This is a genomic window from Streptomyces sp. NPDC107575 (genome assembly GCF_055657265.1).
Genome location: NZ_JBVKBG010000005.1, coordinates 712372 through 728524, shown reverse-complemented (window position 1 = coordinate 728524; position 16153 = coordinate 712372). Strand labels below are relative to the sequence as shown.

Below are 16153 nucleotides of genomic sequence, written 5' to 3'. Positions count from 1 at the left end.
CATGCCCAAGTCCGTCATCATCACGTGCGCCCCGACCGGCGGCATCCACACCCCGACGATGTCCCCGCACCTGCCGATCACCCCCGACGAGATCGCCCAGGCGTCCGTCGAGGCGGCCGAGGCGGGCGCCGCCATCATCCATCTGCACGCCCGCGACCCCGAGACCGGCAGGCCCGACCCCCGCCCGGAACTGTTCCAGCAGTTCCTGCCGCAGATATCCGCCGCGTGCGACGCCGTCGTCAATGTCTCGACCGGCGGCGGCCTCGGCATGACACGCGAGGACCGGCTGCGGGCCGCGGTCGCCACCTCGCCCGAGATGGCGTCGCTCAACGTCGGCTCGCTCAACTTCGGGATCTTCCCGATGCTCGACAAGTACGAGAACTGGAAGCACGACTGGGAGCCCGAATTCCTGGAGTCGACGCGCGACCTCGTCTTCAAGAACACCTTCGCCGACCTCGAGTACATCGTGAAGGAGCTGGGCGAAGGACACGGCACACGGTTCGAGTTCGAGTGCTACGACCTCGGCCATCTCTACAACCTGGCCTGGCTCGTCGAACAGGGCTGGGTGCGGCCGCCGTTCTTCGTGCAACTGGTCTTCGGCGTGCTCGGCGGAGTCGGCGCCGACCTCGACAACCTCGTCCACATGCACACCATCGCCGACAAGCTCTTCGGGGACGACTACGAATGGTCCGTGCTGGCGGCGGGCCGGCACCAGATGTCCTTCGCGACCCAGGCCGCCATGCTCGGCGGCAATCTGCGGGTCGGCATGGAGGACAGCCTCTACATCGGCCCCGGCGCCCTGGCCCCGTCCAACGCGAGCCAGGTCACGAAGATCCGCACCATTGTCGAGAGCCTCGGCCACACCGTCGCCACACCGGCCGAAGCACGCGAACGGCTCGGCCTGAAGGGGGCGGACCATGTCGGATTCTGAGCACCCGGAGGCCCGCGGGGTCTCGCACGTGGCGAGCCTCGGCGGCGGCGTGATCGGCCAGAGCTGGACCGCCCTGTTCCTCGCCGCGGGCGCGTCCGTCACCGTCCACGACCCCGACCCGCACGCCGAACGGCGGGTCCGCGAGGCCGTGGACACCGCCTGGCCCGTCCTGGCCCGGCTCGGCCTCACCGAGCACGGCGACCCCGACGCCCTGCGTTTCACGAAGGACGCACGATCGGCGGTCGAGGGCGCGCAGTTCGTCCAGGAGAGCGTGCCGGAACGCCTCGGCATCAAGCACGAGCTGTACGCGGCCGTCGAACCGGCCCTGGAGGAGACAGCGATCGTGGCGTCCTCGGCTTCCGGGCTGACCCTGACGGAGATGCAGGCGGGCTGGCGTGACCCGGGGCGCCTCGTCCTCGGCCACCCGTTCAACCCGCCGCACCTCATCCCCCTGGTCGAAGTGATGGGCAACGAACGGACCGCCCCAGGAGTGGTGGAGCGCGCACGCGCCTTCTACGAGTCCGTCGGCAAGGTGACCATCGAGGTCAGGCGCGAGGTACCGGGCCATGTCGCCAACCGGCTGCAGGCGGCGCTGTGGCGCGAGGCCATCCACCTGGTCAACGAAGGCGTGGCCAGCGTCGAGGACGTCGACACGGCGGTCGCGGCCGGACCCGGCCTGCGCTGGGCGGCGATGGGACCGACGACCCTGTTCCACCTCGGGGCGGGCGAGGGCGGCCTGGCCGACTTCTGCGCGCGCTACGCCGACAGCTTCAACCGCTGGTTCGACGATCTGGGGCGACCGCACCTCGACGGGGCCACGGCGGAGCGGCTGGTGGAGGGGCTGCGTCCCGTCACCGAGAAGAGCTCGGTGGACGAACTGTCGCGGCAGCGCGATGCGTTGATCACCGGGATGATCGCCCTGGCCCGGGGGAGTCGACCGGCCCCGGGGCCGGGATAGTCTCTGGCCGATGAACGACGCGACGGGGGAACCCGACAAGAAGGTCGACCGAGAGGGACGGATCCTCGACGCCGTCCTCACCCTGCTGTCGGAGAACGGGATCTCGGGCGTCAGCATGCGTGCGGTGGCACGGCAGGCGGGCGTCTCCCTCGGCCTCGTGAACTACTACTACGACGACAAGGTCAGCCTCATCGGCGCGGCCCTGCGCCGCATCGAGCGGCAGGACATGACCATGCTCGAGGCGCACCCCGCGAAGAGTCCCGAGGCCAACCTCAGGGCCGCGCTCCGCCGGGTCGCCAGCGCCGAGTTCCTCACGACGCAATACCTGTCGCTGCGCCTGCAGTTGTGGGCGCTCGCCCAGGCCCACCCGGACTTCGAGAACATCAACACCGCCGCCCAGAAGCGCTACCGCTCCTCCCTGGCCGCCCTCATCCGGGCGGCCAGGCCGGACCTCTCCCGCGCCGAGTCGAACCGGCGGGCCACCGACATCGACGTCGTCCAGAACGGCATGTGGCTGACCGCCCTGCTGGGCCTCAACCGTGCCGCGATCCGGCGCAGCGTCGAACGGTGCGAGGAGATCGCCTTCGAGTAGGCCGGCTCGGGCGTCTTGAATCAGACGCTGTGAGGTGCGACCTCACCGGCCAGGAACGGACGCAGCAGAGCAAGCAGTGCGTCCGGCCGGTGCAGCGGGACGATGTGGCCGCAGTCCTCGATGAGGTGTGCGGTGAGATCGTCGGTGACCGGACGGAGTTGGCGTTCCAGAGCGCCGCCCACCGGCTGCGCGCCCAGAGCCATCGTCGGCACCGTCAGCCGGGCCGTGCCCACCGCCTCATCGATCTGCGCCGAACTCTCGGGCATGGCCCGGTAGTACGAGAACGCGCGGCGCAACGCCTCGCGGCCGGTGTACGCGCGGACGAAGGCGTCCCGGACGGCGGGGCGCACCCCTTCGCCGAGCGTCCCGGCGCGCAGGAACCAGTCGACGTAGTCGGCCTCGTGGCCCTCGATCACGGTCTCCGCCAGGCCGGGCGCGGCGGAGTGGAAGCCGAACCACCACGGTGGACCGCCGGCCAGGAAGTCCTCGGCGCCGGGCAGCGTGCCCAGCAGGGACTCCATGACGGCCAGGCGGCGGACGAGGCCGGGGCGGCGCACGGCCAGGAGGAAGGCCGGCGGGGCGCCCGCGTCGATGCCCACGACCGCGGCCGAGGACACACCGAGCGCGGTGAGCAGCGCCGCGGCGTCCTCGGCCAGGGTGCCCGCGTCGTACCCGGAGTCGGCCCTGCCGCTCGCGCCGAACCCGCGCAGATCCGGAGCGATGACGCGGTAGCGGTCGGACAGACCGTCCATGACGTCCGTCCACAGCTCCCAGGTGTGCGGGAAACCGTGCAGGAGGAGGACGGCCGGACCCGATCCGGCGAGGGCGACGTTGAGGTCGACACCGTTGGCGCAGACGCGACGGAGCTCGGGCATGGAGACACTCCAAAGGACGATGCTGTACGTGGGAGGTGGTGAGGAATGGTGACAACCTCACGTTAGGGAACTAACCTGGTCCGCCCAAGACGGCACTTTCCCTTCAGGTGGTGAGCCCCAGGTGACCACGTCGAGTCCCGGCGGACGTGCGCGGCGGCGCGGTGAGCGCGGTGACCTGATGGACCCGCTCTGCCCGACCCGACGGCTGCTCGACCGCATCGGCACCAAGTGGACGTCGATGGTGGTCAAGGTGCTGGCCGAGCAGGCCCCGGGCGAGATCCGCTTCGCGGAGCTGCGGCGCCTCGCGCCCGGCATCTCGCAGAAGATGCTGTCCGTCACGCTGCAGAACCTGGCCCGCGACGGCCTGGTCGCCCGCCGCGTGGAACCCACCGTGCCGCCCGCCGTCCACTACCGGCTCACCGACCTCGGCCTGTCCCTCGAAGCGCCGCTCGCGGCCCTGCGGGTCTGGGCCGAGACGCACATGCCGGAGATCGACCGCAACAACCAACGCGCGGACGAGTCGTCGTCGCCCGGCACCCGTGAGGCATGATCGGGCCCATGAGACACCCGCATCTGCCGAGTACCGAGGCCGCCGTGGTGGCGGTGCGCGAGGTCGCGCAGGAGTACAACGTCGAGGTGACGGTCACCGACGACATCGGCGCCGACCAGACGTCGCGCCGCACCTCGGCCGGAGCCTTCGCGGTGCTCGACCCGGGCGGCGCGCTGCCGCACGAGGCGCACATCGACCTCGGGGGCTCGCCCGCCGTCTCCGTCCGGATCTTCCCGGACGACGACGCGCGGATCACCGTCGAGAACGTCGACTTCGAGGATGTCCCCCGGGACACCGTCCCGGCGTTCCTGCGGTCCGTCTACGGCGGCCTGGCCCACGTCAAGCGGAAGATGTTCCCGCCCGCGCTGTGGCTGATCGTTCCGCTGCCCGGTGACGACACCTACAAGGAGCTCATCCTGCCCGGCGCGCTCAGCCCGTGGCTCGCCCGCAACGTCCGGTAACGGAGGCACGTTCCCCGCGCGGCGATGAGTTCGCCTCCCGACAGCGGTCCCCACCTACGTCACCGCGACCGCGGACGACCGCCCAGGGAAAGGACGACCCGTGACCACCACCCGCACCCTCGATGTCCCCGGTGCACGACTGCGCTACGAGGTCCGTGGCTCCGGACCGCTGCTGCTCCTGATGGGATCGCCGATGGACGCGGAGGCCTTCGCGCCTCTGGCCGACGCGCTCGCGAGCGACCACACGGTCGTCACCCACGACCCGCGAGGCATCTCGGGCAGCGTCCTCGACGACCCCGAGCAGGATTCCACGCCCGAACTGCGGGCGGACGACGTCGCCGCGCTCCTCGACGCCCTCGACGCGGGCCCGGCCGACGTGCTGGGCAGCAGCGGCGGAGCGGTCACAGGGCTCGCCCTCCTCGCGCGGCACCCCGGGCGGGTGCGCACGCTCGTCGCGCACGAGCCCCCGCTCCTCGAACTGCTCCCCGACGCCGCGGAGCAGCGCGCCGCGTCCGAGAGCATCGTCGAGACGTTCCACCGCGAGGGGGTGGGAGCGGCGTGGGGCAGGTTCATGGCCAACGCCGGATTCGACGGCGGTCCCGACGAAGGACCGGCCACCGGCGAGGACGCGCCCGGCCCGCCGCCCGGGGAGCCCTCGGAACAGGACCTCGCCAACAGCGCCCGCTTCTTCGCCCACGAACTGCTCGGCACCAGCCTCTACGTACCCGACATCGCCGCGCTGACGGCCGGCCCGGCCCGCGTCGTCATCGGCATCGGCGCCACCTCGGGAGGCCTGATCACGGCCCGGACATCCAGGGCACTGGCCGAACGCATCGGGACGACACCGGTCGAATTCCCCGGCGACCACGGCGGCTTCACCGACCGGCCCAAGGAATTCGCGGAACGGCTGCGGGAGGTGCTGAAGGGCTAGCCGGCGAACCAGGGGGAGGCGTCCTCAGCTCCGCGTGAACGGAAGCTTCGCGGTGAGCCAGGTGATCAGTGCGCCGGGGTTGCGGCTCTGGGTCCACACCCGCCCGGGGCCGCTCATCTCGAAGACCAGTCCCTCGCCGGACTTCAGGGTCTGCATCAGCCCCCGGCTCACCTTCCGGGTCGTGTACGAGACGCCGTCGTCGAAGGCGACCATGTGACCGGAGTCGAGGACGATGTTCTCGCCCGCCTTGAGGTCGAGCACATCCAGCGCCCCGTAGCAGGAGGCGAGCACCGTGCCCCGGCCCTCGGCGCGGACCAGGAAGCCGCCCTCGCCGCCGGCCAGGTTCTTGAAGCCGCCCCACTTGGTGTCGAGCTCGACCCCGTCGGACGAGCACAGCCAGGCGCCGCGGGCCAGGTTGAGGCCGCCGTCCACCGCGATGTCGGTGACGTCGCCGGGCAGGTTCGCGGCGAGGTCGACCCAGCCGCCCTCGGGCCCGGCGGTCAGCCGGGTGACGAACAGCGACTCGCCGCCCAGCACGCTCCGCTTGAGCCCCTTGAACAGGCCGCCCTCGGTCTTCGCCTCGACGTCGATCCCGCCGGACATCGCCATCATCGCGCCGGATTCGGCCCGGACGCTCTCGCCTGCGGCCAGCAGGACGCGGGCGACCGCGAAGGACGGGCTGTGACGGACCTCGATGTGCATGTCTGGCCTCTTCTCACGTGGGGGAGGACGGCGGGCCGCCGTCCCTCTCCATCGTCCCGCGCGCATCGTCGTCGCAGGTCAACCCGGACTCCCGACTCGCCTGCGACCGGGGGACGAGCCACCCGGTGGGACGATCCTCCTCACGGATGACAGCCGCTAGAAGGTGATCTCGAGCCCGATGACGGGATGCCTGCGGTGACGCCCCGAGACCGCGGAGTACCAGTCGCCGATGCGCGCCATGACGTACTTTCGGCGCAGCAGCGCCCCCGCCTTCTTCGTCCCCGACTCGTCGAGTACGCGACCGGTTCCCGTGGCCCGTACGGCATCCGGGGCGACGCGCCCGCGAACGTCACAGACGGCGACCTCGGCCCGCGAGTCACGCCGCAGCCGCTTGACCTTCCAGGCGTCGGCCGCGCTCCGCACGTACAGCCGGTCACCGTCCATGGCGTGCCAGACCGCGGTGGCCCGGGGCGTGCCGTCCTTGCGGTACGTGGTGAGGCTGACGTAACGGGCGCGTTCGAGCGCGGCGAGTGTGGTGGGATCGAGTGAGGTCACAAGGGGACGGTACCGGGGTGGCGGGCCGGGAGTTCACCGAGTGGCGACTGTCATGTCACGAACGTGTCCTGAAGACGATCAAGGGGCAACTGGGGAACCCGCACCACCTGTCTCACGGGGCAGAACGCAACACCGGCGAACACCCGCCCGGTTCACTCGCTCGCCGCTCCCCAGGAGCGCCGGCCCCACGCGAAGGACAGCAGCATGCGCACTCGGAAGATCTCGGCACTGACCCTGACCGCTGTGGCCCTCGGCCTGTCGCTCACGGCGTGCAACGGCAGCGGCGGCAACGACAACGCGTCCTCCAGTGCCTCTTCCTCCGCGAGCGCGACGTCGACGGCCACCAGCACGCCGAAGACCGAGGCGACGAAGGGCACGTCGACGGGCACGCCCGCCGCGTCCGACACGAAGTGCACGGACCGGATCAACTACGCCGGCGACCCGCGTTCCAACGCCGAGATCAACTCCATCGGCGCGGACACCGGCACCTGCCCGCCCGTCCAGAAGCAGCAGTCCGACAAGCCCTCGGGAACCCCGAAGGACCCCGGCACCAAGTGCACGGACCAGGTCAACTACGCGGGTGACCCGCGGTCCAACGCCGAGATCAACTCCATCGGCGCGGACACGGGCTACTGCCCGCCCGTCAAGCAGCAGTAGCCGCCGCGCGCCGGGTGGCGGATAGGTGCCGTGGCGCCAACCCGCCACCGCAAGACAAGTGCCCCACCCCGCACGGTAGTTGACACTCTTCCCAGCTCTCGGAGCGCACCCCCGCACCCGAAGGTTCCAGGAGAAGAGGCAACGATGACCAGACGTACCGCGCGACGCGGCGCGGCCCTGCTGTCGGCCGGTCTCGCGTTCGCGCTGCTGCCCGGTGGCGGCGCACATGCCGCCGCCGACAAGGCGAGACCGCAGTCCACGAAGACCGCCCGCGCAGCCCACACCGTGACGCTGGTGACCGGCGACCAGGTGACCGTGACGGAGATCGGCGGCGGGCAGCGGACCGTCGACGTCAAGCGGCCCGAGGGGGCCACAGGACTCGTCCGTACGCAGGTCACCGACGGCGCGATACGGGTCGTGCCGGACGAGGCCGCCCCCTACCTCGCCTCGGGCAGGCTCGACGCCCGGCTGTTCGACGTGAGCGGGCTCATCGAGCAGGGCCTCACGGACACCAAGGCCGACGCCACCCCGCTCATCGTCACCTACGGAGGCAAGAGCGCGCGCAGCGCCGCCGCCACCCCCAAGGGCGCCGACCGCACCCGCAGGCTCGGCAGCATCGGCGGCGCCGCCCTCGACGCCGGCAAGGGGCGCACCTTCTGGAACGACCTGACCAGCAAGGGCGGTTACACCGACGGCATCGGAAAGGTGTGGCTCGACGGCCGCGTCGAGGGCGACATGGCGGAGTCCAACGCCCAGATCGGCACCCCGAAGGCCTGGGAGGCCGGGCTCACGGGCAAGGGCGTGAAGGTCGCCGTCCTCGACACCGGGTACGACACCGGCCACCCCGACCTCGCCTCCCGCGTGAGCGAGTCGAAGTCCTTCATCGCCGGGCAGGAGGTCGCCGACCGCAACGGCCACGGCACCCACGTCAGTTCCACCGTCGGCGGCTCCGGCGCCGCGTCCGACGGCAAGGAGAAGGGTGTCGCGCCCGACGCCACGCTCGCCGTCGGCAAGGTCCTCTCCGACGAGGGGTACGGCACCGAGTCCGAGATCATCGCCGGGATGGAGTGGGCGGCCAAGGACATCAAGGCCAAGGTCGTCTCCATGAGCCTCGGCTCCGACACCGGCAGCGACGGCACCGATCCGATGGCCCAGGCCGTCAACTCCCTCAGCAAGGACACCGGCGCGCTCTTCGTCGTCGCCGCGGGCAACGCCTACGGACCCGGCACCATCGGCTCGCCCGGCGCCGCCGACTCGGCGCTCACCGTCGGCGCGGTCGACGCGGGCGACGAGCGGGCCTCCTTCTCCAGCCAGGGCCCGCGCCTCGGCGACGACGGACTCAAGCCCGACCTCTCCGCCCCCGGCGTGGACATCCTCGCCGCCCGCTCCTCGCTGGTGGACGGGTCCGGCAGCTACACCACCATGAGCGGTACGTCGATGGCGACACCGCACGTCGCAGGCGTCGCCGCCCTCCTCGCGCAGGCCCACCCCGACTGGACGGCCGCCCAGCTCAAGAACGCGCTGATGTCGTCGTCTAAGCGGCTCGACGACTCCGCGTACGCCATCGGCTCCGGCCGGGTCTCCGTCCCCGACGCGATCGCCGCGAAGGTCACCGCGACGGGCAGCGCCGATCTCGGCTCCTACCGCTGGCCGTACGACAGCAACAAGCCGGTCACCAGGACCGTCACCTACTCCAACTCCGGTGACGAGGCCGTCGAGTTGGACCTCGCCGTGCAGGGAGCCGCCGACGGCGTCGCGACGCTCGCCGACTCCAAGGTGACCGTGCCCGCGCACGGCACCGCCTCCACCACCGTCACCGGCGACGGCGCCAAGGCCTCGGTCGGCACCAACAGCGGGCGGATCGTGGCCAGTTCGGGCGGCCAGGCCGTCGCGCACACCGCCTTCGGCCTGGTCAAGGAGGAGGAGCGGTACACGCTCACCGTCCACGTCAAGGACCGGGACGGCAAGCCGGCCGCCGCCAACCTCATGTACCAGCAGCTAGCCAAGGACACCCTTCCGCAACCCGCCACGGTCGACGCGTCCGGCACGGTCGAGCTGCGCCTCAAGCCCGGGACGTACTACCTGGACACCTTCCTCGACGTACGCGGAGCCCACGGCAAGGACTCCCTCGGCACTGCCTACCTGGCCGCCCCCGAGGTGAAGGTCGACAAGGACCGCGAGATCACGCTCGACGGCACCGAGCTGCGCGAGGTGGCCACACGCGTGTCGAAGGACACCGACCCGCACCAGACGCTCGTCCAGTACGACCGCAAGGCGGGCGGCACCGACCTGTTCGGCATGGCCCTGCTGCCCATCAAGTACGACACCCTGTACGCCCTGCCCACCCGCCAGGTGAGCGACGGCAGTTACGCCTACCGCACCACCTGGCGCGAGGCCCAGCCGCGCATCACCGTCGACGGCGTCGACGAGGTGTGGGAGCAGCCCGGCTCCACGCTCCTCCAGGGGCAACGCAGACTCGCCCTGGTGAACGCGGGGGCCGGCGCCCCCGGCGACTACGCGGGCAAGGACGCCACCGGCAAGGGCGTCCTCGTGCACGTCGACGGCACCCGCACCCCGGCGGAGCTCGCGCAGGCCGCCCAGGACGCGGGCGCGAAGGCGCTGTTCCTCACGGACGACAGCCCGGGCCGCCTGAACACCCTGTTCTACAACGACGACAACACCGAGCGCCCGCTGCAGATCGCGAGCGTCACCCACGCCGACTTCGCCCGGCTGCTCGCCAAGCAGCAGCGCGGTGAGCGGATCAGCATGACGGGCGTCGAGGACCCCACGTACTCCTACGACCTGTCGAAGGGCTACAAGGGCGCGATCCCGGACCGGAGCCTGCTGTTCGCGCCGGACGCCAAGGACCTCGCCACCGTCGACACCACCTTCTACGGCGCGAAGAAGGCCGCGGGCAGTGAGTTCCGCCACTCCGTCGACCCGTCCTTCCCGGTCGCGGGCGGCTTCCAGGAGCGGTACGGCTTCCCGGGGCACCGCACCGACTACGTGTCCGTCGAGCCGGACCAGAAGTGGCACGAGTCCGTCAACCTCGGCTCCCTGGAGGAGCGCAGCGGCCTGGTGGCCTACCGGCCGGGCAAGCGCACCGAGCTGAACTGGTTCAAGCCGGTCTGGCACCCCTACGGCGGCAGCGGTCTCGGCTGGGGCCAGGAGCGGCGCGGCGACATGCTCCGCTTCAACATCCCCGGCTGGGGCGACTCAGGACCCGACCACACCGGCTTCGGCGACCCGTACAGCGACGAGTCGGGGATGACGCAGACCACGGAGGCGTTCGTGAACGGCGAGAGCACGGGCCGACGCACGGGCAGCTCGGCCCAGTTCAGCGTCAGTGACGGCTCCGTACAGCCGTTCAAGGTCGTCACCGACACGGCGCTCGACCCGACCGTGTGGGGCATCGGCACCACCTCGCACAGCGAGTGGACGTTCCGCTCGGGCACGACGCCGGACGACCGGTACACGTTCCTGCCGTTGATCAACCTCAACTACGACCTCGCCACCGACCTCGCCGGGACGGTCCGGGCGGGCAAGCGGCTGCCGGTCGGCCTGTCCGCCGAGTACGTCAAGGACGCGGCCGGTACCGGCGCCATCGGCGGCGGCACCCTGCAGGTGTCCTACGACGACGGCAAGACCTGGAAGTCCGTATCCCTCACCGGATCCGGCGCCTCCTGGAAGGGCACCCTGAACGTGCCGAAGGACGCCGCCTCGCTGTCGCTGCGGGCGAGCGCCAAGGACGACAAGGGCGGCTCCGTGTCGCAGGAGGTCGTCCGGGCGGCGGCCGTCAAGTAGCAGCGCACGAAGGCGGAAAGGGAAACGGCGGCCCGGCGCGGAGCAACTGCGCGCCGGGCCGCCGTCGTTCATGCGCCGTCGCGCGCCGGGCGCCAATTCTCGTCGCCGTGACGGCGCGTCAAGATCGCTTGTGAAATTTGCCCTTGAGGTAAAACTTGCATGTGGCGTACCATTTTTGAAGCGGGCGCCCTGCGTGCCGCGTGGCCCCATGCCCCCGGGCCAGGTGACAAATGATCGAGCCGGTCAGAGCCGCATCGCCGACACAGCGGCTCCGGCCCTCCGCCGCTGACGCGGCCCGTGGGGCGGGTCTTTCCGCACGCTCCCGGACCGCGGCACGCCGTGCGGAGTTCGCGAGGCGCGCGCGAAGGGGAGCCGCGCGCCTCTCCGGTGGCCCTCGCCGACGTTCCCGGTGATTTCCGGTGGGGGCCACCTCAACAGTCTTCCAACGCCGCCGGCCCGTCATGCCACGACGCCGCGACGTTCCCACCGGGACTCCGTTCCTGCACCGTGAGAATCCGGCATTGCCAAGATCGGTTCACCGGGCAAGCATTCCCCGCGCGCCCGCCCGGCGGCCCGAGCACCCGGCCCTCCGGACGCGGGCCCTGCCCATGGCCCGTCCGTCCGGAGGGAGCACGTCCCGTGTCACGCCGCTGGATCCTCTATCTGCTCAGCGCCGTCCCCGTCGCCGGGTCGTTGATCGTCGTCAACACCGAGCAGCCCTACGTCCTCGGGCTGCCGATGGTGGTGTTCTGGGCCGCCCTGTGGGTGGTGCTCACCACCGTCGTCATGGCGGCCGTCTACTGGCTCGACCCCGCGAACCACGAACCCGACGAACTCCCCGACGAACAGGGCGAGTTCCCGGCCGACGCGCCCCCGGGCGCCACCGCCGAAGGGGCCGCCCGATGAACGCCGCCCTCGCCATCCTCGGCAGCGCCTTCGTCCTCGTGCTCGTCCTCGGGCTGCTCGCCCGGCGTGGACGCACCATGGACCTCGAACAGTGGTCGGTGGGCGGGCGCGGACTCGGTAGCCTGCTCGTCTTCCTCCTCGCCGCCGGCGAGAACTTCACCACGTACACCTTCCTCGGTGGCAGTGGCGGCGCCTACTCGATGGGCGGGCCGATGATCTACATGTTCTCGTCGATCTGCTACGTCGTCTTCTACTGGCTGGCCCCGCCGATCTGGGCGTACGCCCGCCGCCACAAGCTGCTCACCGCCCCGGACCTGTACGCCCACAAGTACCGCTCCAAGGGCTTCGGCGTGCTGACGGCCGTCGTCGGCGTGGTGTCTCTCGTGCCCTATCTGGTGCTGCAGCTCAAGGGGCTCGGCATCATCGTGTACGAGTGCTCGTACGGCCGGATCCCGCAGGGCGCCGCCGTGTGGATCGGGGTCGCCGTCATCGCCGTGTACGTCACCGTCTCCGGGCTGCGCGGCACCGCCTGGAACGCCATCATCAAGGACACGCTGATGCTGGTCCTCGTCGTGGGGCTCGGCCTGTATCTGCCGATCCACTACTACGGCGGCCTCGGTGACATGTTCCAGGCCCTGTCCGCCGCCCACCCGCACTTCCTGACACTGCCGGACCACGGGTACAGCGTGTGGTGGTACATCTCCACCAGCCTGCTGTTCGCCCTCGGCATCTGTACGTGGCCGCACATGATGCCCGGCATCCTCGCCGCCCGCAGCGCCAAGGCACTGCGCCGCAACGCCGTGATCACACCCGCGTACCAGATCGTCCTGGTGATGGTCCTCGTCATCGGGTTCACCGCCGTGCTCAAGGTGCCCGGGCTGAAGGACGGAGACCTCGCGCTGCTCTCGCTCGCCAAGGACGCGCTGCCGCCGTGGCTGGTCGGGCTCGTGGGCGTCGCGGGCATGCTCGCCGCGCTGGTGCCCGGCGCGATGCTGCTGCAGTCCGCCGCGATGCTGGTCGCGAAGAACATCTACCAGACGGCACGCCCCGCCACGAGCGAGCGGACCGTGGGGCGGCTCAGCCGGCTCCTCGTGCCGGTGCTCGCGCTGGTCGCGGCCGTGCTCACCTTCCGCGGCGGCGAGGCCATCGCGATGCTGCTGATCATGGCGTACGGGTTCGTGGTCCAGCTCTTCCCGGTGCTCGTCGCGTCGATGTGGCGACGTAACCCGGTCACCACCGCCGGTGCCTGGGCCGGTGTGTGCACCGGTGTCGCCATCGTCGGCTGGACCACGCTCACCGATGCCACCACCGCGAGCCTGCTGCCGTGGGCGCCGCGGCCGGTGCAGGACCTCGACGTGGGTGTCGTCGCCATGGTCGCCAACATCCTCGTGCTCGCCGTCGTCAGCGCCGCCACCCGGCACCGCGCCGGACACCGGGACGACCCCCGCCCCGCCACCACCGCCACCGTCCCGGAAGGAGCCGCCCTGTGACCACCACAGCCACCGCGGCCATCGAACCCCTCGTCATCGGAGAGCGGCCGCTCACCCTCGACGATCTCGTCGCCGTCGCCCGCCACCACCGGCCCGTCGCGCTCGGCGCGGCGGCCGAGAAGGCGATGGGGCCGAGCGCCGCGTGGATCTCCCGGCTCACCGACGACATGGCCGAGGGCGGGGCCGCACGCCCCGTCTACAGCGTCAACACCGGTTTCGGCTCGCTCGCCGGGCGGCAGGCCTTCGAGACCCCCGAGGACGCCGTCGAACTGTCCCGCCGCCTCATCGTCTCCAACGCCTGCGGCGTCGGCCGGTACTGCGGCGAGGACATCGTCCGCGCCACCATGCTCATCCGCGCCTCCAGCCTGGCGCGCGGCTACTCGGGCGTGCGCCCCGACGTCGTGCACACCCTGCTCGCCATGCTCAACTCCGGTGTCCACCCGGCGATCCCCGAGTACGGCTCCCTCGGCGCCAGCGGCGACCTCATCCCGCTCGCCCACCTCGCCCTCGCCCTCAGCCGCCCGGCCGGTGACACCGATCCGGACGAGGACAGCGGACTCGCCCACCACGAGGGCGAGTTGATGAGCGGCCGCGCCGCCATGGCCGCCGCCGGCATCGAGCGGCTCGCCCTCGGCGCCAAGGAGGGCCTCGCCCTCACCAACGGCACCTCGTACTCCACCGCGCTCTGTGCCCTCGCCCTCGCCGACGCGGAGAACCTCCTCGCCACCGCCGAGGTGACCGCCGCGATGAGCATCGAGGCGCTGCTCGGCTTCGGCGACGCCTTCCTGCCGCAGCTGCACGAGGCCCGCGGTCACCCCGGGCAGATCGCCACCGCGGCCCGGCTGCGCGAACTCCTCGACGGCAGCGCCTTCGTGGACGGCGCCGCCGACACCGATCCCGTACGCCAGCCACCCCAGGACGCGTACTCGCTGCGGTGCGTGCCGCAGGTCCTCGGGCCGGTCCGGGACACCCTCGGCTTCGTCCACGGCATCGTCGAGACGGAACTCAACGCCGCCACCGACAACCCGCTCGTCGTGCCGAGCCTGCCGCGCGACCTCAAGGCGGTCTCCGGCGGCAACTTCCACGCCCAGTACCTGGCGTTCGCCTCGGACTTCCTGTCCATCGCCGTCACCGAGATCGGCTCGATCGCCGAGCGGCGCCTGTTCCGGCTCAACGACGGCACCCTCAACCGCGGCCTTCCCGACATGCTCGTCGACGGCGAGAAGGTCGGCATGGACTGCGGCTACATGCTGCCGCAGTACCTCGCCGCCGCCCTGGTGTCCGACTGCAAGACACTCGCGCACCCCGACAGCGTCGACTCCATCCCCACCTGCTCCAACCAGGAGGACCACGTGTCGATGGCGTCCAATGCGGGCCGGCACGCCCGCCAGGTCGTCGCGAACATCGAAGCGGTCGTCGCCACCGAGCTGCTGATGGCGGGTCAGGCCCTGGAGCTGCGCCTCGCCGAGCAGGGGAGGGGCCCCGACGCCCTCGCCCCGGCCACCCGCGCCGCCCTCGACCGGCTGCGCGCCACACCGGCCACCGACGGGCGGCCGATCGACCACCTGACGCGTGACGTGGTGCTGTACCCGAGGGTGCACGCGGCGCTCGATCTCGTCCGTACGGGGGCGGTCGTGGACGCGGTCGCGCAAGTGGGGTGAACCGTACGACGGGGGTGCCTGGGCCTCACACGTCGAGGACCAGGCGATCCCCCTGACACCGCGACACACAGATCATCATGACGTCGCCCGCGGCCCGTTCCTCCTCGCTCAGGAGCTGGTCGCGGTGGTCGGGAACGCCTTCGAGCACGGGTGTCTCGCACGTCCCGCACACACCCTCCCGGCACGAGGTGAGCGTGCGCACCCCGGCCCGCGTCAGGGCGTCGACGACGGACTGCCCGGCGGCCACCGGGATCTCCTGCCCGTCGGCGGTCTCCACCGTGAACGCCCGGTCGCCTTCCCGTGATGGGTCCTGCGGCGCCGCGGTGAAGCGCTCCAGTGTCAGCCGCGACCCGGGGCGCGCGTCGGTGTACTCCTGCACCGCCGCGAGCAGCCCGGCCGGGCCGCACGCGTACACATGGGCCTGCGCCGCGCCCAGGCCGTCCAGCTCCGCCGCCAGGTCCGCGACGCCCGAGACATCGTCGCGGTGCAGCCGCACCCGGTCGCCGTACCGGCCGAGTTCTCCGGTGAACGCCATGCTCTCCGCGCTGCGCCCGAGATACAGCAACTGCCACTCCAGGCCCGCCCGTTCGGCCGCCGCCAGCATCGGCAGGATCGGGGTGATGCCGATGCCGCCGGCGACGAACACCAGCCGAGGCGCGTCCAGGTCCAGGGCGAAGTTGTTGCGCGGCGCGCTCACCAGCAGGGTGTCGCCCGCCTCGACCCGGTCGTGCAGATACGCCGAACCGCCCCGGCCCTCGGGCTCCCGCAGCACGGCGATGCGCCACCCGGCCTCCTCGGGGCCCGCGGACAGCGAGTACTGGCGCACCAGGTCCCGGGACAGGACGACATCGATGTGCGCGCCGGGCGTCCACTCCGGCAGTGCCCCGCCCTCGCGCGCGGCCAGCATCAGGGAGCGCACCCCCGCGGCCTCGGAACGTGTCTCCTTCACGGTCACCGTCAGGTGGTCCTGCGTCGGCATGCTGCACCCTCCATGTCGTCCCGGCCGGCTCGTCCCGACCGACGGCGGAACGTTCCGCACTCCTCCGCATCGTCAAAAACGCGGGCGCACGGCGGCAACAG

General features: G+C 71.5%; 15 protein-coding genes. 11 read left to right on the top strand and 4 right to left on the bottom strand.

Going from position 1 to position 16153, the window contains the following annotated elements:
- The first annotated feature begins 1 nt into the window (after position 1).
- Genes kce through ACZ7L4_RS28050 form a run of 3 tightly spaced genes read left to right on the top strand, consistent with a single transcriptional unit; the run spans position 2 to position 2481 of the window.
- Entirely contained in the window at positions 2-931 is a 930-nt protein-coding gene (gene kce, locus ACZ7L4_RS28060) for a 3,5-dioxohexanoate:acetyl-CoA acetone transferase (protein WP_472106830.1), read from the top strand.
- Positions 918-1889, top strand: coding sequence for a 3-hydroxyacyl-CoA dehydrogenase NAD-binding domain-containing protein (locus ACZ7L4_RS28055; RefSeq protein WP_472106828.1), 972 nt, complete (start codon positions 918-920; stop codon positions 1887-1889). Before kce ends, ACZ7L4_RS28055 begins: the two co-directional genes overlap by 14 nt.
- A gap of 10 nt (positions 1890-1899) precedes the next feature.
- Complete coding sequence (locus tag ACZ7L4_RS28050) at positions 1900-2481, top strand: TetR/AcrR family transcriptional regulator (RefSeq protein WP_472106826.1); 582 nt, start codon at positions 1900-1902, stop codon at positions 2479-2481.
- A gap of 20 nt (positions 2482-2501) precedes the next feature.
- On the opposite strand, the gene ACZ7L4_RS28045 is transcribed toward ACZ7L4_RS28050, so the two are convergent.
- Entirely contained in the window at positions 2502-3356 is an 855-nt protein-coding gene (locus tag ACZ7L4_RS28045) for an alpha/beta fold hydrolase (RefSeq protein ID WP_472106824.1), read from the bottom strand.
- Positions 3357-3477: 121 nt separating this feature from the next.
- On the opposite strand from ACZ7L4_RS28045, the gene ACZ7L4_RS28040 reads away from it, so the two are divergent.
- From ACZ7L4_RS28040 to ACZ7L4_RS28030, 3 genes are all read left to right on the top strand, one after another.
- Positions 3478-3906, top strand: a complete 429-nt coding sequence (locus ACZ7L4_RS28040) for a winged helix-turn-helix transcriptional regulator (RefSeq protein WP_472106822.1) — start codon at positions 3478-3480, stop codon at positions 3904-3906.
- Positions 3907-3914: 8 nt separating this feature from the next.
- Positions 3915-4367, top strand: coding sequence for a hypothetical protein (locus tag ACZ7L4_RS28035; protein ID WP_472106820.1), 453 nt, complete (start codon positions 3915-3917; stop codon positions 4365-4367).
- A gap of 100 nt (positions 4368-4467) precedes the next feature.
- On the top strand, positions 4468-5298 hold the full coding sequence (locus tag ACZ7L4_RS28030; protein WP_472106818.1) for an alpha/beta fold hydrolase: 831 nt from the start codon (positions 4468-4470) through the stop codon (positions 5296-5298).
- Between the two features lie 24 nt (positions 5299-5322).
- On the opposite strand, the gene ACZ7L4_RS28025 is transcribed toward ACZ7L4_RS28030, so the two are convergent.
- Together ACZ7L4_RS28025 and ACZ7L4_RS28020 are read right to left on the bottom strand one after the other, a co-directional pair.
- Positions 5323-6000, bottom strand: a complete 678-nt coding sequence (locus ACZ7L4_RS28025) for a TIGR00266 family protein (RefSeq protein ID WP_472106816.1) — start codon at positions 5998-6000, stop codon at positions 5323-5325.
- Positions 6001-6156: 156 nt separating this feature from the next.
- Entirely contained in the window at positions 6157-6555 is a 399-nt protein-coding gene (locus tag ACZ7L4_RS28020; protein WP_472106814.1) for a PPOX class F420-dependent oxidoreductase, read from the bottom strand.
- 204 nt (positions 6556-6759) lie between these two features.
- Here ACZ7L4_RS28020 and ACZ7L4_RS28015 point away from each other — a divergent pair, with 204 nt between their 5' ends.
- The 5 genes from ACZ7L4_RS28015 to ACZ7L4_RS27995 all read left to right on the top strand — a co-directional run bounded on the left by ACZ7L4_RS28015 (position 6760) and on the right by ACZ7L4_RS27995 (position 15073).
- Positions 6760-7212, top strand: coding sequence for a hypothetical protein (locus tag ACZ7L4_RS28015; RefSeq protein WP_472106812.1), 453 nt, complete (start codon positions 6760-6762; stop codon positions 7210-7212).
- Between the two features lie 144 nt (positions 7213-7356).
- A complete protein-coding gene (locus ACZ7L4_RS28010; protein ID WP_472106810.1) occupies positions 7357-11016 on the top strand; it encodes a S8 family serine peptidase in 3660 nt (1219 codons plus the stop codon).
- A gap of 639 nt (positions 11017-11655) precedes the next feature.
- Positions 11656-11922 carry a DUF3311 domain-containing protein gene (locus ACZ7L4_RS28005; protein WP_472106808.1) on the top strand — a complete coding sequence of 89 codons (267 nt, stop codon included), beginning with the start codon at positions 11656-11658 and terminating at the stop codon, positions 11920-11922.
- On the top strand, positions 11919-13412 hold the full coding sequence (locus ACZ7L4_RS28000) for a sodium:solute symporter family protein (protein WP_472106806.1): 1494 nt from the start codon (positions 11919-11921) through the stop codon (positions 13410-13412). Before ACZ7L4_RS28005 ends, ACZ7L4_RS28000 begins: the two co-directional genes overlap by 4 nt.
- A complete protein-coding gene (locus tag ACZ7L4_RS27995; protein ID WP_472106804.1) occupies positions 13409-15073 on the top strand; it encodes an HAL/PAL/TAL family ammonia-lyase in 1665 nt (554 codons plus the stop codon). Before ACZ7L4_RS28000 ends, ACZ7L4_RS27995 begins: the two co-directional genes overlap by 4 nt.
- A 25-nt stretch (positions 15074-15098) precedes the next feature.
- On the opposite strand, the gene ACZ7L4_RS27990 is transcribed toward ACZ7L4_RS27995, so the two are convergent.
- Complete coding sequence (locus tag ACZ7L4_RS27990) at positions 15099-16052, bottom strand: PDR/VanB family oxidoreductase (protein WP_472106802.1); 954 nt, start codon at positions 16050-16052, stop codon at positions 15099-15101.
- Positions 16053-16153 lie beyond the last annotated feature (101 nt).